20 protein-coding genes and 1 pseudogene are annotated in these 23,243 nt (G+C 63.5%); 5 read left to right on the forward strand and 16 right to left on the reverse strand.

The annotated features are described in order from the left end of the window. Positions 1-214 (forward strand): annotated as a pseudogene (locus BM160_RS12670) (group II intron reverse transcriptase/maturase); the annotation flags it as partial. Between the two features lie 160 nt (positions 215-374). Here the strand turns inward: BM160_RS12670 and BM160_RS12675 are convergent. The 9 genes from BM160_RS12675 to BM160_RS12715 all read right to left on the reverse strand — a co-directional run bounded on the left by BM160_RS12675 (position 375) and on the right by BM160_RS12715 (position 11,779). After that, positions 375-1,778 carry a c-type cytochrome gene (locus tag BM160_RS12675; RefSeq protein WP_092005844.1) on the reverse strand — a complete coding sequence of 468 codons (1,404 nt, stop codon included), beginning with the start codon at positions 1,776-1,778 and terminating at the stop codon, positions 375-377. 16 nt (positions 1,779-1,794) lie between these two features. Next, entirely contained in the window at positions 1,795-3,435 is a 1,641-nt protein-coding gene (locus BM160_RS12680) for a GMC family oxidoreductase (RefSeq protein WP_092005847.1), read from the reverse strand. 11 nt (positions 3,436-3,446) lie between these two features. Beyond that, the gene (locus tag BM160_RS12685) at positions 3,447-3,965 is read right to left on the reverse strand and encodes a sorbitol dehydrogenase family protein (RefSeq protein WP_255368867.1); all 519 of its coding nucleotides are present in this window, start codon (positions 3,963-3,965) and stop codon (positions 3,447-3,449) included. 117 nt (positions 3,966-4,082) lie between these two features. Then, entirely contained in the window at positions 4,083-4,721 is a 639-nt protein-coding gene (locus BM160_RS22965; RefSeq protein ID WP_092005850.1) for a CDGSH iron-sulfur domain-containing protein, read from the reverse strand. A gap of 434 nt (positions 4,722-5,155) precedes the next feature. Beyond that, entirely contained in the window at positions 5,156-6,478 is a 1,323-nt protein-coding gene (locus tag BM160_RS12695; protein ID WP_092005853.1) for a TRAP transporter large permease, read from the reverse strand. Beyond that, entirely contained in the window at positions 6,475-7,005 is a 531-nt protein-coding gene (locus BM160_RS12700; RefSeq protein WP_255368868.1) for a TRAP transporter small permease, read from the reverse strand. Before BM160_RS12700 ends, BM160_RS12695 begins: the two co-directional genes overlap by 4 nt. Positions 7,006-7,035: 30 nt before the next feature. Continuing rightward, positions 7,036-8,013 carry a TRAP transporter substrate-binding protein DctP gene (dctP, locus tag BM160_RS12705; RefSeq protein WP_092005856.1) on the reverse strand — a complete coding sequence of 326 codons (978 nt, stop codon included), beginning with the start codon at positions 8,011-8,013 and terminating at the stop codon, positions 7,036-7,038. An 83-nt stretch (positions 8,014-8,096) separates the two neighbouring features. Further along, entirely contained in the window at positions 8,097-9,596 is a 1,500-nt protein-coding gene (locus tag BM160_RS12710) for an indolepyruvate oxidoreductase subunit beta family protein (RefSeq protein ID WP_092005859.1), read from the reverse strand. Continuing rightward, positions 9,593-11,779, reverse strand: a complete 2,187-nt coding sequence (locus tag BM160_RS12715; protein ID WP_092006194.1) for a thiamine pyrophosphate-dependent enzyme — start codon at positions 11,777-11,779, stop codon at positions 9,593-9,595. Before BM160_RS12715 ends, BM160_RS12710 begins: the two co-directional genes overlap by 4 nt. A gap of 248 nt (positions 11,780-12,027) precedes the next feature. Between BM160_RS12715 and BM160_RS12720 the strand changes: the two genes are divergently transcribed. Further along, entirely contained in the window at positions 12,028-12,957 is a 930-nt protein-coding gene (locus BM160_RS12720; protein WP_092005861.1) for a LysR family transcriptional regulator, read from the forward strand. Between the two features lie 24 nt (positions 12,958-12,981). Here BM160_RS12720 and BM160_RS12725 read toward each other — a convergent pair whose 3' ends face one another. After that, positions 12,982-13,458 carry an FKBP-type peptidyl-prolyl cis-trans isomerase gene (locus BM160_RS12725; RefSeq protein ID WP_092005864.1) on the reverse strand — a complete coding sequence of 159 codons (477 nt, stop codon included), beginning with the start codon at positions 13,456-13,458 and terminating at the stop codon, positions 12,982-12,984. A gap of 177 nt (positions 13,459-13,635) precedes the next feature. On the opposite strand from BM160_RS12725, the gene ypfH reads away from it, so the two are divergent. After that, the gene (gene ypfH, locus BM160_RS12730) at positions 13,636-14,286 is read left to right on the forward strand and encodes an esterase (RefSeq protein WP_092005867.1); all 651 of its coding nucleotides are present in this window, start codon (positions 13,636-13,638) and stop codon (positions 14,284-14,286) included. Positions 14,287-14,369: 83 nt separating this feature from the next. On the opposite strand, the gene BM160_RS12735 is transcribed toward ypfH, so the two are convergent. The 3 genes from BM160_RS12735 to BM160_RS12745 are packed head-to-tail and all read right to left on the reverse strand — an operon-like array spanning position 14,370 to position 16,673. After that, positions 14,370-15,041, reverse strand: a complete 672-nt coding sequence (locus tag BM160_RS12735) for a hypothetical protein (RefSeq protein WP_092005870.1) — start codon at positions 15,039-15,041, stop codon at positions 14,370-14,372. Next, the gene (locus BM160_RS12740) at positions 15,035-15,922 is read right to left on the reverse strand and encodes a biotin--[acetyl-CoA-carboxylase] ligase (RefSeq protein WP_092005873.1); all 888 of its coding nucleotides are present in this window, start codon (positions 15,920-15,922) and stop codon (positions 15,035-15,037) included. Before BM160_RS12740 ends, BM160_RS12735 begins: the two co-directional genes overlap by 7 nt. Before the next feature lie 22 nt (positions 15,923-15,944). Continuing rightward, positions 15,945-16,673 carry an SET domain-containing protein gene (locus BM160_RS12745; protein ID WP_092005876.1) on the reverse strand — a complete coding sequence of 243 codons (729 nt, stop codon included), beginning with the start codon at positions 16,671-16,673 and terminating at the stop codon, positions 15,945-15,947. 107 nt (positions 16,674-16,780) lie between these two features. On the opposite strand from BM160_RS12745, the gene BM160_RS12750 reads away from it, so the two are divergent. Both BM160_RS12750 and BM160_RS12755 read left to right on the forward strand, forming a co-directional pair. Beyond that, on the forward strand, positions 16,781-17,293 hold the full coding sequence (locus BM160_RS12750) for a TlpA family protein disulfide reductase (protein ID WP_255368870.1): 513 nt from the start codon (positions 16,781-16,783) through the stop codon (positions 17,291-17,293). Further along, positions 17,290-20,241, forward strand: a complete 2,952-nt coding sequence (locus BM160_RS12755; protein ID WP_092005879.1) for a DNA topoisomerase III — start codon at positions 17,290-17,292, stop codon at positions 20,239-20,241. The genes BM160_RS12750 and BM160_RS12755 overlap by 4 nt, the downstream gene beginning before the upstream one ends. 81 nt (positions 20,242-20,322) lie before the next feature. Here BM160_RS12755 and BM160_RS12760 read toward each other — a convergent pair whose 3' ends face one another. Genes BM160_RS12760 through BM160_RS12770 form a run of 3 tightly spaced genes read right to left on the reverse strand, consistent with a single transcriptional unit; the run spans position 20,323 to position 23,146 of the window. Next, a complete protein-coding gene (locus BM160_RS12760; RefSeq protein WP_092005882.1) occupies positions 20,323-20,982 on the reverse strand; it encodes an HAD family hydrolase in 660 nt (219 codons plus the stop codon). Then, positions 20,979-22,352, reverse strand: a complete 1,374-nt coding sequence (locus BM160_RS12765; protein WP_092005885.1) for an aldehyde dehydrogenase family protein — start codon at positions 22,350-22,352, stop codon at positions 20,979-20,981. The genes BM160_RS12760 and BM160_RS12765 overlap by 4 nt, the downstream gene beginning before the upstream one ends. Then, the gene (locus BM160_RS12770) at positions 22,349-23,146 is read right to left on the reverse strand and encodes a gamma-glutamyl-gamma-aminobutyrate hydrolase family protein (protein ID WP_092005888.1); all 798 of its coding nucleotides are present in this window, start codon (positions 23,144-23,146) and stop codon (positions 22,349-22,351) included. The genes BM160_RS12765 and BM160_RS12770 overlap by 4 nt, the downstream gene beginning before the upstream one ends. Positions 23,147-23,243 lie beyond the last annotated feature (97 nt).

The raw sequence follows: 23,243 nt of genomic DNA on the forward strand, positions 1-23,243 counted from the left end.
ATGGTTGCGCCACCGCCTGAGGGCGATCCAGCTGTGGCATTGGAAGCGGCCGAGGACGATTTACCGGGGGCTTAAGGCGATGGGTGCCAGCGAAGACGTTGCCAAGCAGGTGGCGGGAAACTGCCACCGTTGGTGGCGCAACAGCAATGGGGTCATCAAGATCGTGCTGACGATTGCGTACTTCAATGGGCTGGGGGTGCCAAGACTGTCCTGACCTCAAGCGCTCGAACCGCCCGGTGCGGACCCGCATGCCGGGTGGTGTGGCAGGGGTGCCTCCAAGAATGGAGGCCCCCTATGCCGATGCACTTTGCACCGGGCCAACAGGCCGGGCGAGTCAGACATGCGCTATGAACAGGCGCTGGCGTTCTTGCTATTCAGGCGCGCTTTTTGCCGCGCCTGAGCAGCCACATGATCAAGGCGATGACGATCAGCACGCCAAAGGCAATGCCGCCTTGCGCCAGCAAGGCCAGGCGCGAGGGCTCGCCGCCGGCGCGCAGGCTGCGCACCTGCTCGGCGCTGACCTTGATGTCGGGGTTGCCGTACTGCTTGGTCAGGTAGGTGGCGAGGGTGGCCATTTGCACGTCGGACATGACCTTGCGAAAGCCCTGCATCTTCACTTCGGGGCCGCTGTGGGCGCCTTCGCCGTGGCGCTCTATGCCGTCGAGCAGCACCATCACCAGGTTGTTGGTGTTGCTGCGGCCCACGGCGGTGTTGTGAAACAGTGGCGGCAGGCCGCCGTCAAAGCTGCCCTGGCCGCTGGCCTGGTGGCAGGTGGCGCAATGGGCGTCGTAGAGCTGCGCGCCGCTCAACTGGTCGCGGTCTTTGGGCCAAGCCACGCCGCGCACGCTGCCCAGGTCGTTCCTGGGCGCGCCCCATTCGTGGGCCGGCTTGGTGTCGGCCGCGTCGTGAATGGCGGGCACGCTTTTCACGTAGACGGCGATGGCCAGCAGGTCTTGGGGCGTCAGGTGCTGCAGGCTGTTGTCCACAGCTTCGGCCATGGGGCCGGCGGCCTGGCCTTTGTTGGCGACATGGCCCAGGCGCATGTAGTCGGCAATTTCCTGCTCGGTCCAGGCGCCGATGCCGCTGTTGGCGTCAGACGTGATGTTGGGCGCAAACCAGGTGCCGACGGCGCCGCCGCCCAGCTCACGCTTGATGTCTTCGGCCATCATCACATTGCGCGGGCTGTGGCAGGTGCTGCAGTGGGTCAGGCCGCGCGTCAGGTAGGCGCCGCGGTTCCATTCGGCGGATTTGCTGGCGTCGGCGGCAAAGGGCTTGTTGTCGAGGAAGAGCAGGTTCCACGCGGCCATGGACAGGCGGATGTTGAAGGGAAAGGGCAGTGCCGTGGCTTTGGCCGGCGCGGCATCGACGGGCGCCACCTCTTGCATGAAGTAGGCGTACATGGCGTTGGCGTCGTCGTCGCTCACCAGCGCATACGAGGTGTAGGGCATGGCCGGGTAGAGGTGCTGGCCGTCGGCGCGCACGCCTTTGCGCAGCGCGTCGCGGAACTGGGCTTCGGTGTAGTTGCCTATGCCGTGGGTTTTGGATGGCGTGATGTTGGTGCCGATGATGTCGCCTATCGGCGTGGGCAGCGCCAGGCCGCCGGCCATGGGCTTGCCGCCGGGGGCGGTGTGGCAGGCCACGCAGTCGCCGGCGGTGGCCAGGTATTTGCCGCGCTGGACCAGCTCGGGTGGCGCGGCGGCCATGGCGCTGGCGCTGAGCAGGCCCAGCATGCCCAGCGACAGGGCGCTGAGGTGGCGGGAGAGGGACTGGAAGGTCATGATGATTTCCCTTTCCTTAGCCTGGCGTGGAGTTTGAGGGCTTTTGCACCCCGGCCTTGCCTTGCTCGGACAAGATGTATTGCACGGTACGCAAGGCCACGGCAATGCCGTTTTCGGTGGAGTTGCAGGTGGCCGAGGTGGGCAGCAGGCCGGTGCCCATGAGAAAGAGGTTCTCATGCTCGTAGGGGCGGCCCCACTGGTCGCAGACCGAGGTGGCGGGGTCTTTGCCCATGCTGAGCGTGCCGCAGATGTGCTGGTTGTTGGCAAACGAACCTTCCTTGCTCGGGCGCAGATTGGTGCCGCCCATGAGTTCGGCGATTTTCTGGAAATCCTGTTGCGAGCGTTCGTGGCCTTTGCGGGTGTACTCCTCAATCGAGTAGTGCGCGCGCGGCTTGGGGATGCCCATGCTGTCTTTTTCGTCGCTGAGGTCTATGCGGTGTTCCGGGTTGGGCAGCACTTCCAGCACGTTTTTCAGGCTCATCTCGCGGGCGGCGGAGTAGCGCAGTTTTTTCTCAAACTCGACGCCGTAGACACCGGCGCTGATCAGGTTGTTGCTGGTGCCGTCGACGCGCGAGATGTTGGTGAAGTCCAGCCGGTAGGGCGAGTGCTCGGAGCGGAAGGCGCCGTCGCGCATGGTGTTGATGGAGGTGGGGCTTTGCGGGCCGCGGCCTAGCCAGACATCTTCGTCGGCATCAAAGGTGATGGAGGTGCTGGGGTGGTCCATCAGGTTGCGGCCCACCTGGTCGTGGTTGTTGGCCAGGCCCTTGGGGAATTTGGCACTGGTCGAGAGCAGCAGCAGGCGCGGGCTTTCAATGCCGTTGGCGGCCACGATGAAGGTCTTGCCGGTGACGCGGTGGGATTTTTTGTCGGGGTCGTAGTAGAGGGCGGCGGTGACGCGGCCCTTGTCGTCGTGTTCGAGCTGGTAGACGTTGGCATCGCTCAGCAGCTTGACGCCGGCCGCTTCGGCAGCGTCGGCGGCCAGGCCACCGTGGTATTGCGCATCAATCGGGCAGATAGGCTGGCAGCTGTTGTTGCCGCAGCAGGCGGGCCGGCCGTCGTAGCCGCGGCTGTTGCGCGCCGTGGTGTTGCTGACGACCTCGTAGGTAGGCGCCAGGCGCTCGCGCAGGCGGCGCATGGCCCAGACCTCGGCCACGGGTTCCATGGGGAAGGGTTTGCTGCGCGGCGAGCCGGTGTTGGGCGCGCCCGAGACGCCCATGATTTCTTCGGTTTCCTGGTAGTAGGGTTCGAGGTCGTCGTAGCTGATGGGCCAGTCCACGCCCACGCCATAAAGGCTTTTGATCTTGAAGTCGTTGGGCACGTTGCGCCAGGCTTGCGCGGCCCAGTGCCAGGTGGTGCCGCCCACCATGCGGATGTACTCGGCCGGGTAGGGGTAGGGGCCGGCCTGCACCAGGTAGCCGCTGTCCTTGGGCTGGTAGATCGGGTGCGGTGCGTGGGGCACCGAGGGGTAGGAGGACATCCAGTCGCTGCGGCGCGGCGAGTTGCGAAAGCGGGCCACGATTTCGTCGCGGCTGATGCGCGGGCCGGCCTCCAGAATCAGCACGGAGGCGCCGGCCTTGGCCAGCTTGTGCGCGGCGATGGAGCCGATGATGCCGGAGCCAATGATGACGAAGTCTGGGGATGAAGTGTTGTCTGCCATGTGTGTTCTCCTCAGCCTGGTTTCTTGGCCCAGCTACCGTAGGCGCCGTAGGCGAAGGTAGGGGGTTTGAGCTGGTCCTGCACGATCTCGGCATTCAGCGCGGTTTCGTAGGCCAGGGCTCTGGCCTTGTCGCCGCTGCCCACAATGCCCATGAACCAGGCCCGGGCGATGTTCTGCGCCACGGGCGCCAGCGCGGACTTCTCGTCCGTCAGCAGCTGGTGCAAATTGGCCGGGTCTATCTTGCGGTCGTTGATCAGCTTGAGCAGCGCCTGCGCGGCGGCGGGGAAGCCCGGATCGTCGGCCACCAGGGCGTCATACAGGCGCTTGGCTTGCGCGCCGTCCAGCGTCTGACGGCCGGCGAGTATGGCGGACAGCCCCAGGAAGGCGCCCTGATCGGGGCTGCTGACCGGTTGCGCCAAGGCCCAGGGAATCAGCGAGGCGGCGTAAGCGCCCAACAGCCCGCCCAGAACCACGCGTCTTTTCAGGTCATGTGTGTGGGCTTTTTTCATGGTGTTGTGTCCGTCGTTCATGTCGCAAACTCCCGGTGTTCACCAAGTTGATTGGCTGGTCGATAGGTAGCAAGGTTTCGATTTTTTAAGATGGTTTCGGCAATCATGTGAAAGATCGGTGATCTGGCTGTCAGCTCGTCAGGGCTCGCTGCGAAAGCCGGCGGTTAGGTGGCTGCCATCGCAAAAGGGTTTGTTGTTGGAGTGGCCGCAGCGGCACAGCCAGCAGTCGGTGACGCGATCAATGGTGTGGCCGGTGCCGCTCACGATCTCCAGGTTGCCGCTGAGATGCAGGGGGCCATTTTTTGTCGGCTCTACCAGCAGCGGTCCATCGCGCTGCGCCAGCGGCTCCGAAGGTGAGGTGTCGGCCTCGCCGCTGGCCATAAAGCCCGCCGCCGTGTGACTGCCGTCGCAAAAAGGTTTGTTCTCGGAGGCGCCGCAGCGGCACAGCGTCAGCCGGTAGCCCTCGTCCTTGCCGTTGAGCGTGATGGCTGCGTGCAGGGCCAGCGGCCCGTTCTCACGCAGGCGAAGCGTGTTGACCCGCGGGGCGAACTCCATGGCCGATCCGTCGGCAGCCTCGCAGCTGATCGCGCCGGACGGGCAGTTGTGCGCCAGTTCCAGCACTTCGGCGGGCGTGGCCTGATCCGGATGAATCCATTCGCCGTCCACATTGGGCACGAAGACATCCGGGCGATCTAACACGCAGTGGCGGGAATGGATGCAGCGCTGGCCGTCGAAGTGAATGACGACCTGGGCACCGCGTAGGCTGTCCCGGCTCATGATGGTGGCTAGCCGTGGCGTGCGATGGGCAAGGCCATGATCGCAGGCTGGTCACCGTTCAAATCATTCATGGCGGGACTCCCCTTGTTGAATGCACTTGCTGGCTCGGGATGGGAAGCCATCGTATGCCAACTTTTTACGGCTGTCCAGCCAGCGGCAGGCCGCGCCGGCAGGGGCCTGCCCGTTGTGCCGGGTTGGCCATGAAATGAGAAGCTAGCCCAGGTGGGACGGGCGAAGACTGCTATGAAATAAGGAGGTTTTTTAAGCTGCGCCGGGGCGCGGAACGCGACCGCAGCATCAACGCCAGCGCCCGGCCGTCAGCAGTGCTGCGCTGCCGGCCAGTACGGCAGTGAAGGGCTTGCTAGCTTGATCGCTGCGCCTTCGATACCTGCCTCAAAAAAAGACAGCCTAGGCTGCCTTTTTTGGGGTCGACGTCAGCCCAGCAGCCGAGGCAGCCAAGTGGCGATGCCGGGCATCCAGAACACGGCCACCAGCAGGATCAAGCTCATCACCACATAAGGCACCACCGCCATGAAGATGTGGCCCATGGTGACCGAGGGCGGCGCCACGCCGCGCATCGTCATCAACAACAAACCGTGCGGCGGCAGCAACAGGCCGAGCTGCATACAAATCAAAAACATCACGCCGAACCAGATCGGGTCTATGCCCAGCGCCTGCACGATGGGCATGAAAATGGGCAGGGTGATCATCATCATGCTGACCTGATCCACAAAAATGCCGAGGAAAATCAGCATCAACATCATGCCCACCACAATCATATTGGTCGACAGGCCCTGGCCTGTGATGAACTGCACCAGGCCGTTGCTGGCGCCAGAGAAGGACAAAATTTGCGCAAAGGTGGTGGCGCCCAGGATGATGAACAAAATCATGCCAGAGATACCGGCCGTGCCCTTGAGCGCTTTCAGCACGGCCTCTTTGGTCAGCGCGCGGTAACAGATGGCCAGCAGCATGGTGGCAAACGCACCCAGCGCCGCACATTCGGTCGGTGTGGCCCAGCCGGCGGCCAAGGCACCCACCACCACACCAAAGATCGACAGCGTCGGCAAGACATAGGCAAAAAACGGCTGCCAGCGTGCCCAGCCGCGGTGTTGCACGACCTCGTCTTTGTCGGCCGGCGCCAGCGCGGGCGTGATGCTGACACGAATCACAATCCAGGCTACGAACGCGATGGACAAAATCACGCCGGGAATCACACCGCCTATCAGCAGCTTGGAAATCGAGATGCCAGACAGCGAGCCCAGCAACACCGTCAGCGCCGAAGGCGGGATCAACATGTCCACCGCACCAATGGCCATGATGGGGCCGGCGGCAATGGTCGGGTGGTAGCCGCGCGACAACATGATGGGCAACATCAGCGAGCCCAGCATGGCGGTGGTGGCAATCGTCGAGCCCGAGATGGCCGAGAACACGGTGCCGGCCACCACAGCGACCACCGCCAGGCGGCCCGGCACATGTTTGATCAGGCGCTCGACGCCTTCAATGACTTTGAGCGCCAGGCCGGTGTGAAACAGGATTTCGCCCATCAGGACAAACAGCGGAATCGGCGTCAGTGAAAACGCCGTGACCGAACTGACGCTGCTGCGTGCCAGCTGCATCAGCCCGGGTTCGCCGCCCATATACAGCCAGGCGCCGATGATGTTGATGGTGATGAAGGTCAGTGCCACCGGCATGCCGATAAACAGCAGCACGGTGGAGCCGCCCAGCATCAGCCAGGCGGCGATGCCCCACGCGCTCATGCCGACCCCACGGCGTCGTGGCGTGGACCGCGCTCGGCGCGTTGCAGGCGAATCATGCGAAAAATCATTTCAATCCCAAGCAAAACAAAAACCAGCGGCAAGGGCGCGAGCGCCCACCACTCGGGCGTGACCAGGGTCTTGATGTTGACGGCGCCCGACAGATAGCTGGACCAGGCGGCCTGCGTGCCAAACCAGGCAATCACGATGCAGCAGGCAAAACCGATCATGTCGCCCACCCATTCGAGGTACCAGGCGAGCTGGCGCGGAATGGCTTGCAGCATGATGTCGACTCGGATGTGCTGGCCCTGGCGCAGCAGCCAGGGCGCGACACACATGGTGATGAGGTAAAGCATCAGCTCGGAGACCTCGGTGCTCCAGGCCAGGCCCATGGGCAGGCCGGGGATGGCGAGGTTGCGCAGCGCCACGTCCACCACGATGAGCAGCATCATGGCCATCAGGATGGCGCAGCCGAGCAGGGCCAGGCGCTCCAAAAAACGGCCGTAAATAAGCGAGATCTGGTCTATCACCTGGCGTGTTCCTGAAAAAGCCCTAGGGGCTTATTTGGAGAAAAGAGCTTTGAAACGCGCAGCCACTTCAGGGCTTTGTTTGGCGGCACCGGCCCAGCCGATTTCATAAGCCTTGTCGTAAAAAGCCTTGGTGGTGGCGGCATCAAACTTGATGGTCTGGATGCCGGCTTTTTCCTGGCGCGCGGTTTCGTCCTTGCCGTACTGGGTCCAGAAAGTGTTTTGGGCTTCCAGTGCCAGCAATTGTTTTTGCAGGTAGTTGCGCTGCGCATCGTTGAGCTTTTTGTAGGCCGGCAAATTCATGGTCAGGGACACCTCGGCGTCGTAGAAGCCGGGATCGACGCGGAACTTGGTTTTTTCATGCCAGTTCAAATCGAAAACGCCGCCAATCGGCCAGCCATAACCATCGACCACGCCACGCTCCAGCGCGGTGTAGACCTCGCCCGGCGGGGTGGTGACCACGCTGGCATTCAGCGTCTGGAAGAAGTCGCGGTACACCGGCGAGATACGAATCTTCTGGCCGGTCAGATCCGGCTTGTCGATTTTCTTGTTGGTGTAGATGTGAAAGGGCTGGTTCTCCACCATGCGCGCCAGGTACTGCGTGTTGCCTTTTTCGTTCCAGACCTTGTTGATCGCATCAAACGCGCCGTTCTTGCGCTGCTCGGCCACCGGGATTTGTGTGAGCTTGAGGAAGTCGGCTTCGGGCATGACGTTGGTGTAAAACGCGCCTGTGTTCAGCGCTATGTCAACCACGCCGGTCTTCACCGCATTGCCGGCCTCAAAGGTCGGGATGGCCTTGGGGCCGCCCAGAAAATTGATTTGCAGCACGCCCTTGCCTTCGGCATTGACCTTTTGAATCCAGGGCAGCAGGCGCTGCACGTAAATGCCGTTTTCAGGAAAGGCGCTGACCAGTCGCAGCGTGACTTCCTGCGCCAGTGCGCCGGCGCTAAAGCTGGCGGCCAGCAGCAGGGCTGCGGCGGTTCGGGCGGGTTTGAAAGATGTAATTTTCATGGGTCTTGTCTCCTGTTTTTAGTTAACGCTTGATGGTCCTGCTTGCACACAATATCGTCCATAAGGGGAATCACGACGACAGCTCACACGGTGGCCGCCAGCATTTGTTCCAGCGCCTTGCCGCTGTCATCGGCCAGCGCGGCCTGGCTCAGTGCCTGCAACTGCTTCGCACCTTGCGGCATGGTTTGCAGTTGCGGCAGCTTGGCCATGACACGTTGGTAACTGCGCCAGCCGCGTGCATGGGTGTCGCCATAACCTTTGACCAGTCGCTGCGAACGCGCCACTTCCAGCGCTAGCGCGGGCTGCGCGGGCGCCAGCCGTGTGATGTTGGCCAGCCAGTCGGCGATGCGCTGGTGCTCGACCTGAAAACGCAGCGAGCGTGGGCGCAGCGGGCGCATGGCGGCAATCGCGTAAAGCAGCACATAACCACGGATGGAACTGGTTTGCACCACGCGGCCCTTGCGCGTGAACGGTTCGACACAGGCGCGGGCCCAGGGCGTGGCCAGCAACCAGCGGCCCAGGCCAGCGGGCAGGGTGTCGGCAATTTCCTCAAGGCGGGGATGCAAAAACTCGTTGATGCCCAGGTGTTGGGTCTGGCTCAGTTTGACTTCGCCGCCCACACGGTTAAAACGTGAACGCCGTGTTTTCAGGTCGGCCACACGCACGGTGTCTTCATACGACATCCACAAGGCGAGATGGCGTGCGGTGTCGTCCATCAGATCGGCGGCGAGTTGGGGGTCGGCCGGCAGGCTGGCCAGCAGCGGCTGCAGGCGGTCCAAATAGCTGGTCGCATAAGCCACATCCTGGTAGTCGGCGGCACGGGTGATGCCGGCAGCCAAGGTGGCGTGGTTGGCCGGCGGAAAGTCTTGTTGAATACGCTGTGCCAGCGCCGCCAGGCGAGAGCCCACCGGTGGCATGGGTGCGACTGGTGCGCTGACTTGCGCAGGTGCCGGTGCTTGTTGCGCGGTATCAAAGCCTGCGGCAAACGCTTTCAGGCTGGACTTTACGCCCACACCGCCGCGTGTGATGGTGTCTTCAAACTGGGCGCGGGTAAACGGCAGGCGACCAGTGGCGGCCAAGGCGCCGTACAAAGTGGGGCTGATCAGGCTGCCGGTGTTTTCGGCCAGTTGGGCAAAGTCGGCGCTGACAAAACGTTGGGCGGCCGCCTGCCCACCGGCCAGCAGTTTGTCCGAGTTGACGCGGCCGTCGCCCATGGCCGTGCGTTCGGTCATCGAATACACACGGTGGGTCGAGGCGATGAAGGTGGTGCGATTCGCGGTGACCAGACCGCGCTGCAAGGCGCGGCCGGCTTCCATCAGTTCCGACGCAATCACGATGTCGACTTCGCCCGGCACCGGGCTCAAGGCCATGGTCGGCAGGCGGCCCTCAGGCGCGCCCGCTTCGGGGAACATTTCCAGGTAATACACCGTGGCACCGGTGCGCTGCGCCACGCCGGGCACCGAAGTGGTCTGCGCGAAATAACCGTTTTGTTCGGCCAGGTCGACCAGCCAGTCGGCCAATACACCGCCGCCTTCGCCGCCCATGGCCAGAATGGCAATAGTGATGGAGTGTTGCTGGTTCATGCTGCAATCCCTTCCAGACGGCGCTCGATGCGGTTTTGCAGCCAGCCAATCACGCTTGTGCGCAGCCGCAACTTGAAGCGGTCCCAGGCCGTCGGGTTGTTGATGATTTCCGCGCGGTAAAACGAAGGACACAACACCGCAGCGTGTGCCACTTCACCACACAGGCCGCAGCCCACGCAGCTATCTATCACGGTGGCAATCGGGTCGCGCCGCAGCGGGTCGGGATTCGGTTTGATGGTCAGCGAGGGGCAGCCCGACAGGCGTATACACGAGTGGTCGCCGGTGCAGGTGTCGGGGTCTATGCCGAAACGTTCACGCACCACACGCTCACCGCCGGCAATCATCTTGCGGATTTGCGGCTTGACGCGGCGCTGGCGGTTCAACATACATTCGCTTTGCGCAATGATGACCTTGGGGCCTTTTTCTTTGGTGGTCAAGGCCTCGCGCAACACATTGCGCATCTGTTCCAGGCTGTAGGTGTTGGTCACCGTTTTGGCCCACTTCACACCCACGCCGCGCACGGCTTTTTCAATCGGGTTGTTGGTGCTGCGTATCGGGTTGATGGCTTTGGACGACAACACGTCCTGTCCGCCGGTCGCGGCCGAATAACCGTTGTCCACCACCAGCAAGACATTGTCGGTCTGGTTAAACACCGCATTGCCGACACCGCTGGTCAGGCCGTTGTGCCAGAAGCCGCCGTCGCCCATCATGGCAATTGTGCGTTTGGACGTTTCACTGGTGTTGAAGGCCGAGGCGCCGGCCCAGCCCAGGCCGTAACCCATGGTGGTCGCACCGATGTTGAAAGGCGGCAGGATGGAAAACAGATGGCAGCCGATGTCGCAGCTCACATGGTGCTGGCCCAGCTCGCGCTCTATCAGCTTCATCGCGGTGAAGATGGGGCGCTCCGGGCAACCGGTGCAAAACGAAGGTGGCCGGCCCTGCACTTCATCCGAGGCGGCCTGGATGGCAAAGGCCTTGGGGTTGCCGTCCAACAATGCCAGGCCACTGGACGCCGGCCGTGCTGCCAGCGGCAGCTCGCGGCCCTGCAAGAGCGCGGGCGCATAGATCTCGATAAAACGCGCGATGCCTTTGAGCACCACGCCGCCTGTGTATTCGCCGGCCATGGGCAAGACGTCTTTGCCGTGCACCTTGGTTTGTAGGTCTGCCTTGCGCAGCATGGAGTTGACGTTTTGCTCGATGAAGTCGGGCTGGCCTTCTTCCACCAGCAGGATGCCGCGTTTGCCGGCACAGAATCGCTTGAACTCGTCGTCTATCAGCGGGTAGGTGATGTTGAGCACATACAGCGGTATCTGCGTTTCGCCAAAGGCATCGGCCAGGCCCAGCAGCTCCAGCGAACGCAAGACACTGTTGTACAAACCGCCCTGCATGACGATGCCGAAGTCTTTCGCATCGGCGGCAAAAAACTCGTTGAGCTGGTGCTGCTGGATGAACTTCACGGCGGCGGGCCAGCGCTCGGTGATTTTTTCCTGTTCCTGCGTGTAGCTGGCCGGCGGCAACACGATGCGGCTGGCGTCGCGCTGCGGGTTTTCTATCGCGTCTTTCAGCGTGAAGCTGGGCCGCTTGTTGGCCTTGGTGGCAAAACGCCCGTGCACGTGGCAGGCGCGTATGCGCAGCTCCAGCATCACCGGCGTGCGGCTGGCTTCGGACAGCTCAAAACCCATCTCGACGGCACGCACAATACTTTCGAGGTTGGGCCGCGGGTCTATCAGCCAGACCTGGGATTTCATCGCAAACGCGTGGGAGCGCTCCTGCATGATGCTGGAGCCTTCGCCGTAGTCTTCACCAACGATCAACATGGCGCCGCCGGTCACGCCGCCGGAGGCCAGGTTGGCCAGCGCGTCCGAGGCCACGTTGGTGCCGACGGTGGACTTGAAGGTCACGGCGCCGCGCAGCGGGTAGTTGACGGAGGCGGCCAAGGTGGCGGTGGCGGTGGCCTCCGAGGCACTGTGCTCGAAACGCACACCCAGCTCCTGCAGGATGTCGTTGGCATCGGTCAACACATCCATCAGGTGCGAGATCGGTGCGCCCTGGTAACCGGCCACATAGGCCACGCCGGATTGCAGTAAGGCCTTGGTGACGGCCAGGATGCCTTCACCGCGAAACTCGTCGCCGTCGCCCAGGCGCAGCTTTTCGACTTCGTTGGCAAACGAGCGCTCAGCCATGTTGCGGCTCCTGCCGGCTGTCAAGATCGAAGTCGGCGGTTTCAAGCCTGTGGCGCTGCTGCTGGAGTGTCATTGTGAGCTTACCGTGAAGAATGGATGCCGGCCGCCTTGGCGCGCAGGCCTGAGCTTGCGTTACGTGGCAATTTACGCAGCTCTTTCACATCCGGCAAATGGATTGTTTGGATGCATCACATCCATCTCATGAATAATTCGGGACAACCCTGAGAACGACTGAAGGAGATGGATTCATGAACTTTCGCCAACTCGACCTCAACCTGCTGCGCGTGCTGGCGGCCATTCACCGTACCGGTTCGGTGACGCTGGCCGGCAAGGCCCTGGCCCTGTCGCAGCCTGCCACCAGCAACGCTCTGGCGCGCCTGCGCGACTTCTTTGGGGACGCTTTGTTTGTGCGCTCGCCTTCGGGCCTGACGCCCACCCGCTTGTGCGAGCAGCTGGCGCCGGCAGTGCTGGCACAGCTGCTGGCGCTGGAGACGCTGGTCACCGGGCATGAAGAGTTCGATCCGGCCAACAGCGCCATGCACTGGCGGCTGTCTATGTCGGATCTGGGTGAGATGCTGTTCCTGCCCGGGCTGGCGGGCGCGCTGCGCAGCCAGGCGCCCGGAGCGTGCTTGTCAAATATTTCGGTGGCGGCCACCGACGTGGCGACGGCGCTGGAGGCGCGCGAAATCGACATGGCCATCGGCATCCTGAATCCCCGCAAGCGGGGCCTGCGCAGCGAGGTGCTGTTTCGCGAGCGCTACGTGGCGGTGGCCGCGCCGCAGTGGCGGCCGGCCTCGGGCCGCAGCGGCAGCACGCTGAGTCGGCAGCAGCTGGCCGAGGCCGCGTTTGTGGTGGCCTCTCCCACAGCGACCTTTCATGGCAGCGTGGAGCAGATGCTCGCGGGCATGAAGCTGGAAGACCGCATTGTGGTGCGGGCCAGGCATTTCGGGGCCTTGCCGGATCTGGCGCTGATCTCGGACCTGCTGTCCATAGTTCCCGAGATGTATGCGCGCGACCTGCGCCTGCGTCATGATTTCAGGGTCTGGGGCATTCCAGGCGCGCCGGAGTATGAGGTGCGCCTGGTCTGGCACGGCAGCACCGACAACGATGGCGCGCACCAGTGGATGCGGGCGCTGGTGCGCCAGCTGTTCAGACGGCCGTTGCGCGCGACCCCGTAGAGATCGCAAACACCTTCTTCGGCTTCAGTGGTGATGGCCGTGCTCGCCATGCACGTGCTGGTGGGCAATTTCGTCTTCCGAGGCCAGGCGTACCTCGGTGACCTTCAGGCTAAAGCGCAGGTCTTTGCCGGCCAGCGGGTGGTTGCCGTCCAGCAGCACGGTGTCGCCCTTGATCTTGGTGACGTTGAAAACCTGCTGCCGGCCATCGCTGCCGCGGCCTTCGAGCTGGCCGCCGACCTTCACGCCGGGTGGAAACTGGCTGCGTGGAATGGTGCAGACCAGGCTTTCGTCGCGCAGGCCAAAGGCGTCGGCAGCGGCCAGCGCCAGCGTGGTCTGGTAGCCGGCTTCCTGGCCGTCCAGCGCTTCTTCGATCTTGGGCAGGGTGTTGCCATAGCCGCCATGCAGATAGACCATGGGGTCTTTGCTTTCTTCAACCACTTTGCCTTGAGCGTCTGAGACTTTGAAGCGCAGGGTGACGGCGGTGTTTTTTTCAATTTTCATGGTGTGTTGAGTTGGTGGCGCACAGGGGCGCGGTATCAGGCCCGGCGGGCGGGCCACGGTTTGGGCGATGGCGCGATTTTAGAACCTGTTGGCCATGGGGGTGGCCGGGCCGCTGCGGCGGCGTCGGGTTCAAGTGACTAAACTGGCTGGCTTTCAGACTACTTGCACGCGTGCCCCATGACTCCTTCCGACATTGAAACCATAGAGCTGCTGCCAACCAGCCCCGAGCCCCGGCAGCTGTTTGTGCTGTTGCACGACGCTGGCGGCAGCGCCGCCGACATGCTGGCGCTGGGCCAGTTGCTGGGCAGCGCCTTTCCGGCTGCCGTGGTGGTGCTGGCGCAAGGGCTGGTGGGGGCGCATGCCGATGCGGCCGGCGCCGCCGCTGCCGGCCTGGACGATGCCGCGGCGATGGCGGGCCGGGTCGAATGCCTGGCCGTTTTTCTGCGGGCGCAGCAAGCCCGTTTTGGCGTCGCCGAACAGGCCTCGGCGCTGGCCGGTTTTGGCGCCGGCGCCAGTCTGGCCTTGGCGCTGGTCGATGCGCATGACGGCCTGGTGGGCCGGGTGCTGGGATTTGGCGGCGGCTACCAGTTCTGGCCGGAAAAGGCGCCAGCGCTCACAACGCTGCATTTGCTGCACGGGCAAGACGACGCGGTGATCCCGGCGCAGCGCACCCAGGCCGACTACGACCACCTGATGTCGCTGGGCGGCGACGCCACCTGGGATGTGGCCACCGGGGTCGGCCATGCGTTGCATCCGGTGCTGATGGAGCAGGCGTTGACGCGTTTGCAGACCTGCGTGCCCTTGCGGCTCTGGAAAGAGGTCCAGTAAGGGCCGCTATTTAAATGAAAAGTGGCTCTAGGCCAGTAAGCACCAGCGCAGTGCGCTATTAAAACTATAGTTTTTGGTGAGATTTAGCGACAGGTGTGCAGCGCCTTGCCCGCCAGCTGCGGCTTGAGCAGATCGAGCTGGCTCTTGAGCGCGGCATCGACAGCGGCCAGCTTGAGCCGCTGGCCCTGCAGTGCGGGCCGCTCCAGCAGCACTCTGGCCGTGCGCACGCCGTGTGTGGCGGCCTTGGCCATGGCTTGCTCGGCCTCGGCCTGGGTGCTGAAATGGCCCAGTGACAGGCCGGGGTTGAGCGTCTGGTTGATCAGCGGCTCGAAGGCCACCTCGCGTTGGCGCAACTCGCTGCGTTTTTTGGCCAGCAGTTCGGGGCTGGCGTATTTGCCCATGTAGACAATCCAGCGTTCGGGCTCCAGCTCGTCTTGCAGCACCCAGCTGCCGGCAGGCAGGCTGCTGTCCAGCTGGGCGCGCAAGGCCTTGGCCTGGTCTTCGCTGAACAGGCCGGCCTGCAGGCATTCGCTGGGGCTGGCCGGTGCGCTGCCGGTGGGCCGGGCTGGTTGCTCGAGCTGCCTGGCTTCGTCGCTGTTCAGCAAGTGAATGGCCGCCGGCTTGATTTGTTGCGCCAGGCGCTGCGGTTCGGCCTGGCTGACGGGGGCCAGGCCGTAGTTGGCCAGCAGGCCTTGCGACCAGGCAAAGTAGCCGGCGTTGGCCAGCAGCAGGGCCAGCACCAGCACTCTCAGCACGAAGGCGTGTCCTTGGGGCTAGTGGCCGTGACCGGCCGTACGCTGACTTCGGCGCTGGTGATGACTTGCATGCCGGCGGCTGTGTGCACCAGCAGGGCGCCGTTTTCAGCGACGCCGTGGGCCGTGCCCTGGCTGCCGTCGGACAGCTTGACTTCGCGGCCGGCGAGCACGTCACGGGCGGCAAAACGCTTCTGGAAGGGCGCAAAACCGAACTGCTCGAAAGCCTGCAGCGCCTGCACCAGCGGCGGCAGCACGCGCAGCAGCGTGGCGGCCGCATCCATGCCGGGCTGCAAGTCCTGCAGACAGGCCGGCGCCATGGCGGCCGGGGCGGCTGGGGCCGTAGCCAGCTGCAGCGGCCGGATATTGATGCCTACGCCTATCACCACATAGCGCTGCCCTTCCCAGCTGGCGGTTTCCACCAAGATGCCGGCCAGCTTGCGATCGGGTTGGCTCAGCCACAGGTCATTGGGCCATTTCAGGCCTATGCTGGGCTGGCCGGTGGCGCGTGCGGCGGCCGGATCCAGGCTTTCGGCCAGGCTGAGGCCTACCACCAGCGACAGGCCGGACCAGTCGGCGGGCTGGAGCGGCAGGCCCAGCGAAAAGGTCAGGCTGTCGCCGCGCCGGCTTTGCCAGCTGCGGCCCAGCCGGCCGCGTCCGGCGCTTTGCTGTTCGGCCACCAGCAGCAACGGCTCGGGCCGGGGCGCGATGCCGGGGCTGCCGCCGCTATCGGAGGGGCTGCCACGGAAGCGCCGCATCAGCTCGCTGTTGCTCGAATCGATCTCGGGCAGTATCTCCACCGTGAAGCCCGGCAGAACGGGCGCCAGCGCCTCCCAGAGGGCCTCGGCGGGCCAGCGTATGGGGTCGGTCAGGGTATCGCTCATGGGGCTGGTGTTGAAGTGGGGCTCAGGCTTGCGGCTTCTTTTTCTTGCCGGCTTTTTTCAGCGCCTTCTTGTCCGCCTTGGGTTTGTCCACTTTGGCTGACTTGGGTGCTGAGGGCTTGACGGATTTTTCGGCCTTTTCGGCTTTTTTCTCGACCGGCTTGAGGCTTTTTTTGTCGCCTTTGCTGTCGGTCTTCTTGGTGGACTTTTTGGTTTCTTTTTTCGGCTTGCTGCTCTTGTCCTTGGGCGCCAGCAGAGTGCCGCGGCAGCTCTTGGCGCCGCACCAGCAGGGGTATTCGGCCTTCAGCTTCTTGGTGTAGGGCGTGTCAATGATCAGGCCGTAGTCATAAAACAGCTCTTCGCCGGCCGGGATGTTGCGCAGCGCCTTGATGAAGACGCGGCCCCCGGTCTCGTCGGCTTCGCAGTTGGGCTGGCAGCTGTGGTTGATCCAGCGCGAGGAGTTGCCGCCGTGCTTGGCGTCAATCACATGCTCTTCGTCGACGTGGAAGTAAAACGTGTGATTGGGGTCGCTGGGGTCGTGCGGGTGGCGGCGCAAGGCCTCTGGCCAGCTGATGACCTCGCCCACATATTCGATCAGCGTTTCACCCTCGGCCAGGTCCTGCAGGGCAAACACGCCCTTGCCATGCACGCCGGAGCGGCGCGTCTGAATGCGGCGACTGTCGCTGCCAGCGGCCGGGGAAGCGGCGGACTGGGCGGGCTTGGAAGAGGGCGCAGTGGCTTGACTTTTTGACACGAGGTGTTTTTTTGGTATGGTTAATTCATGCAGGTGCGCGTGTGCGTGCCTGCGCGCGTGTATGAGCGCGAGAAGCCGTATTGTAGTGATGCATCCTAGGAGTTGCCGTGTCTATCAACCGCCGTAATGTGATTCAGTCCGTGGCCGCGCTGGCCGCCCCCGGTCTGGGCCTGTCCGCCTGGGCCAAGGGCGCCGAAGCGCCTTTGCCCAAGCTGGGCAGCGCGCTGCCCCTGCCGGCGTTGACGCTGCTCGATGGCCGGCGCTGGACGCCTGCTGAAGCCGAGGGCAAGGTGCTTGTGGTGTACTGGTGGGCCAGCTGGTGCCCTTTTTGTGCCGTGCAGTCGCCCCATATAGAAGCTTTGTGGCGGGCGCAGCAGGCCCAGGGGCTGCAAGTGCTGGCCTTGTCGATTGACAGACAGGCCACAGCGGCCGTTAACTATATGAAGGCCAAGGGCTATAGCTTTCCTGCCGGCTTGCTGACGCCGGAGGCGGCCAAGGTGCTGCCCAAGCCGGTAGGCCTGCCGGTGGTGGTGGTGCGGGGGCGTGACGGAAAAGTGGTATTTGCGGAAAGCGGGGAAATGTTCCCCGAAGACGTACAAGATTTGAAGAAGTTCTTATGAAAACGCTGGTAATTGCAGAGAAGCCCTCGGTGGCACAAGACATTGTGCGTGCCATCACGCCCACTGCGGGCAAGTTTGAGAAGCACGACGAGTACTTTGAAAGCGAAGACTGGATAGTTACCTCGGCAGTCGGCCATCTGGTCGAGATTCAGGCGCCCGAGGAGTTCGACGTCAAGCGCGGCAAATGGAGTTTTGCCAACCTGCCGGTGATTCCGCCCTACTTCGACCTGAAGCCCATGGACAAGACCAAGACGCGGCTCAACGCCATCGTCAAGCTGGTCAAGCGCAAGGACGTGGGCACCCTGGTCAATGCCTGTGACGCGGGGCGCGAGGGGGAGTTGATTTTTCGCCTGATCGAGCAATACGCCAAAAGCAAACACCCGGTCAAGCGGCTCTGGCTGCAGTCCATGACGCCGGCGGCAATTCGCGAGGGCTTTGCCTCCTTGCGCAGCGACGAACAGATGTTGCCGCTGGCCGACGCGGCGCGCTGCCGCTCCGAGGCCGACTGGCTGGTCGGCATCAACGGCACACGGGCCATGACGGCCTTCAATTCGCGCGATGGCGGCTTCTTTTTGACGACGGTGGGCAGGGTGCAGACGCCGACCCTGTCGGTGGTGGTCGAGCGCGAGGAAAAAATCCGCAAGTTCGTCAGCCGCGATTATTGGGAAATCCACGCCAGTTTCCAGGCCGAGGCCGGCGACTACCCGGCCAAGTGGTTTGACCCGAAGTGGAAAAAGGCGGCGGCCAATGCCGACAACGCCGAACCCGACGCCGAACTGAAGGCCGACCGGCTCTGGACCGAGCGCGAAGCGCGGGCGATTGCCGATGCGGTGCGCGGCCAAAAGGCCAGTGTCACCGAGGAGTCCAAGCCGACCACGCAGGCAGCCGGCCTGCTGTTTGATTTGACCTCGCTGCAGCGCGAGGCCAACGGCAAGTTTGGCTTTTCGGCCAAGACCACGCTGTCGATTGCGCAAAGCCTGTACGAGCGCCACAAGGCGCTGACCTACCCGCGTACCGATTCGCGCGCCCTGCCCGAAGACTATGTGCCTGTGGTCAGGCAGACCTTTGAAATGCTGGCCGACAGCGGCATGAAACACTTGGCGCCCCATGCGGCGACGGCGCTCAAGGGCGGCTACATCAAGCCCAGCAAGCGCATCTTTGACAACGCCAAGGTGAGCGATCACTTCGCTATCATCCCCACGCTGCAGGCGCCTCACGGCCTGAGCGAGGCCGAACAAAAACTCTACGACCTGGTGGTGCGCCGCTTCATGGCGGTGTTTTTTCCTAGCGCCGAGTACCAGGTCACCACCCGCATCAGCGCCGTTGCCGGCCACAGCTTCAAGACCGAGGGCAAGGTGCTGGTCAAGGCAGGCTGGCTGGCCATTTACGGCAAGGAAGCGCAAGACGAAACGGATGACAAGGACGGCAAGGATGGCAAGACGCTGGTGCCGGTCAAGCCGGGCGAACTGGTGCTGGCCGAAACGGTGGATGCCAAGGGCCTGAAAACCCGGCCACCGGCCCGCTACTCTGAAGCCACCTTGCTGGGCGCCATGGAAGGCGCCGGCAAGACCATTGACGATGATGAGCTGCGTGAAGCCATGCAGGAAAAAGGCCTGGGCACGCCGGCCACGCGCGCCGCGACGATTGAAGGCTTGATCGCCGAGAAATACATGTTGCGCGAAGGCCGCGAGCTGATTCCTACCGCCAAGGCCTTCCAGCTTATGACCCTGCTGCGCGGTCTGGGCGTGGAAGAGCTCTCCAGAGCCGAGCTGACCGGCGAGTGGGAGCACAAGCTGGCGCAAATGGAACAGGGCAAGCTGAGCCGCGAGACCTTTATGGCCGAGATTGCCGCCATGACGGAGAACCTGGTCAACAAGGCCAAGGGCTATGACAGGGACACCATTCCGGGCGACTACGCGACGCTGCAAGCACCCTGCCCCAATTGCGGCGGCGTGATCAAGGAAAACTACCGGCGCTATGCCTGCGTCGGCAAAACCGGCAGCGGCGAAGGCTGCGGCTTCAGCTTTGGCAAAACGCCAGCCGGCCGCACCTTTGAAACCGCCGAGGTCGAGCAGTTCTTGCGCGACAAGAAAATCGGTCCGCTGGACGGCTTTCGCTCCAAGGCCGGCTGGCCTTTCACCGCCGAAATGGTCATCAAGTTCGACGAGGAAACCAAGAACTACAAGCTGGAGTTTGACTTTGGCGACGACAAGAACGCCGAAACCGGCGAGATCGTCGACTTTTCAGGCCAGCAGTCGCTGGGCCCCTGCCCCAAGTGCGCCAGCGCCGTGCTGGAGCTGGGCAAGAACTACGTCTGCGAAAAGTCCGTACCGACAGAGGCCCAGCCGACGCCCAGCTGCGACTTCAAGACCGGCCAAGTGATTCTGCAGCAGCCTATAGAGCGTGAGCAGATGGTCAAGCTCTTGAGCACCGGCAAGACCGATCTGCTCGACAAGTTTGTTTCCATGCGCACGCGTCGTGCCTTCAAGGCCATGCTGACCTGGGATGCCGAGGCCGGCAAGGTGAACTTCGAGTTTGCGCCGTCCAAGTTCCCACCGCGCAAAACCGCGGCCGGCGCAGCGGCCAAGACCGGCGCGGTGAAAACCCCGTTTGGCAAGACCGTGGCCGCTAAGGCCGCGCCGGCGGCGAAAAAAGCCGCTGCCAAAAAGACGCCGGCCGCCAAGACCGCCAAACCCAAGGTCGCCCGTGTGGCCAAGCCAGGCGCCGGGCTACAGCCCAGCGCGGCTCTGGCGGCGGTGATTGGCGCCGAGCCGGTGGCGCGCACCCAGGTGATCAAAAAGCTCTGGGACTACATCAAGGCGGAAGGCTTGCAGGACGCCGCCAACAAGCGCGCCATCAATGCCGACGCCAAGCTGCTGCCGGTGTTCGGCAAGCCGCAGGTGACGATGTTCGAGCTGGCCGGGATTGTGGGCAAGCACCTGAGCTGATGCTGTGGGCGGCAAATAGCTATTAATTTAGTAGCTATTTGCGCCCGCCCTGTATGGGCTAAAGCCCTATTTGATACTGACTTAGTGCAGCTTTAGCAGAGGCCAGCTGCGCTTGGCGGCAATGGCTGCCAGCTTGGCATCGGCGTTCACGGCCACCGGGTGCTTGACGGCTTCCAGCAGTGGCAAGTCGTTGATGGAATCGCTATAGGCCGTGCTCTTGTAATCTTTCAGGCGCAGACCGCGCGCCTTCATCCAGGCCTGCAGGCGCTCCACCTTGCCTTCGCGCATATTCAGCGTGCCGCTGGTGCGCCCGGTGAAGCGCTGCTCCTGGATTTCGGGCTCGGTCGCGATCAGGTGCTCTATGCCAAAGAAAATCGCTGTCAGTTCGGTCAGGAAGCGGTTGGTGGCCGTGGTCATGACGACCAGGTCGCCGGCATCCAGGTGCTGGTCGACCAGCACTATGGCCGCCGGCGTGATGCGCGGCACGATTTGCGTGGCCAAAAACTCCTGGCGCAGCGGCTCCCACTCCAGCGCCGTGCGTCCGGCCAGCGTGCCGACATAAAAGTCGGCAAACTCCTGCAGCCCGACCGTGCCGGCCTTGTAGCGGCTGTCTATGTCGGCATTGCGGGCCGAAAAAGTGGCCCGCTCCAGCAAGCCCTTGTCAATCAGGAAGTCGCACCACAGCACATCGCTGTCACCGTTGAGCAGAGTGTGATCGAGGTCGAACAGGGTCAGCTTCATGGCTTTCTCAGGTGCCAGGCTTTGGGCCGGGTAAAGGTCTGGATGCCGTAGGTGGATAAGGTCAGGCCGACGCCCGAGTCACCGTAGCCGCTCCAGGGCAGGCGCGGGCTGACGCGGTCGCAGCAGTTCCAGTAGACGCTGCCGGCCTTGACCTGCGCCAGCAGCGCCTTGGCGCGGGCTTCGTCGGGGGTGAACACGCCGGCGGTCAGGCCGTAGCGGGTGTCGTTCATGAGCTTCACGGCTTCCGTGTCGCTGGAAACCTTCTGTATGCCTATGAGAGGGCCGAAGCTTTCTTCGCGCATCAACTCCATGTCATGGTTGACGTGGCTGAACACCGTGGGCTCGTACCAGTTGCCCGGCCCCGGGCCGCGCTTGCCGCCCAGCAGCAAGGTGGCGCCCTTGGCCTGGGCGTCGACGACCTGGGCATCCAGTACATCGAGTTGCGGCGCCCGCGTGATGGCGCCTATGTAGGTGTCATTGGCCATGGGGTCGCCCAGCTTGAAGCCCTGGACGGTGGCGACGAAGGCGGCGACGAAGGCGTCGTAGATTTTTTCATGCACGTAAATGCGCTCAACCGAACAGCAGCTCTGGCCGGTGTTGTACATGGCACCGTCGGCCAGCGATTCGGCGGCAGTCTGCGGATTGGCGTCTTCGCAGACATAGGTCGGGTCCTTGCCGCCCAGCTCCAACTGCAGCTTGACCATGCGCGGGCCCATGGCCTGGGCAATTTTGGCGCCGGTGGCGTAGGAGCCGGTGAAGAACAGGCCGTCGACTTTTTGTTCCAGCAGCGCCGCGCCTACAGCGCCGCCGCCTATCAGCGGCACGAACACATCCTGGGGCACACCGGCGGCATGCAGCAGGCGCGCAATCGCCAGGCCGGTCATGGCGGCGTACTCCGAAGGCTTGTAGAGCACGGCATTGCCGCTGAGCAGGGCCGGGATGAAGACATTGCCGCCGACAAACCAGGGGTAGTTCCAGGCCGAGATATTGGCCACCACACCGAGCGGGGTGTGCTCTATCTGCTCGGTCATGCCGCCTTCGTTGAAGACGGTCTGCGTGGCCGTGCTGGCACTCACTTCGGCCAGGAAGAAGTCTATGCGTCCCAGCAGGCCGTTCAGTTCGTTGCGCGACATCTGGATCGGCTTGCCGGTCTCGCGCGTCATGATGGCGGCCAGGGGCTCCAGTTCGGCCACGATGGCGGCGCGAAAGCGCGTGATGCAAGCCTGGCGTTCGGCCAGCGGCAGGGCGGCCCAGCGCGGCTGCGCGGCGCGCGCCTGCAGGCTTTTGGCGGCGACCGATGCCGCGTCGTCGGCGGCAACTTCGGTGATCAGGGCGCCGGTGGCGGGGTTGTGGATGGCGAGCTGGGTCATGCTTTGCTTTGGTTTTTTGCGGCGGCCACGGCCGTCAGGAAGTCCTGGAGCAGGGCGCCATCGTCTATAGTGCCTGAGCCGGGCTTGTGAAATTCGGGGTGCCACTGTGTCGCGGCCATATAGCTTTTGTGCGGGTCTTTTCGGCGTATCGCTTCGACGATGCCGTCGTCCACGCTGAAGGCCTCGGCTTCGAATTCAGGCGAGAGGTCCTTGATGCCCTGGTGGTGAATGCTGTTGACGCGCACGCGCTCCACGCCTGGGTAGAGCTCGGACAGGCGCGTGCCGGGAACGATGTTCACACTGTGGAAATTCTGGTCGTAGGTGAGGGCATCCCGGTGCAAAAAGGTGTTGGGCACCTGCGTGTTGATGTCCTGGTAAAGCGTGCCGCCAAAGGCCACGTTCAGCAGCTGCAAGCCGCGGCAGACACCGAAAATCGGCTTGCCGACCGCCTCGAAAGCGCTGACCAGGGCCTTGTCGTAGTCGTCGCGCACGCGGTCACCCGACCACTTTTCCTCGATGGGTGCCTCGCCGTAGCTGCCGGGCCAGAGATCGGCGCCGCCGTGCAGCACCAGGCCGTCCAGCCACTCGGCGTAATGCGCATAGGTCACATCGCCGCGCTGCGTGCTGCCGGTGGGGCAGGGCACCATCACCACCATGGCGCCGGAGGACATGATCCAGTGCGCGATCGACTGCTCGACGTACTGCAGCGTCTTGCCGGTAAAAAAGGAACGCGTCGGATCGGCGTGCGAGAAGCAGGCCGACAGGCCAATCTTGAGGCGGCTGACAGTGGTCATGCGAGAACCTCTCTTGAAAGGGGGGGGGTCGCTCCGCCCCAGCACGGGCCGCGGAACCGGCTTTGCCGGGCCGCAGGCGCAGCGGCCCCCTTGGGGG

The sequence above is a fragment of the Polaromonas sp. OV174 genome, assembly GCF_900112285.1.
Lineage (GTDB): Bacteria > Pseudomonadota > Gammaproteobacteria > Burkholderiales > Burkholderiaceae_C > Polaromonas.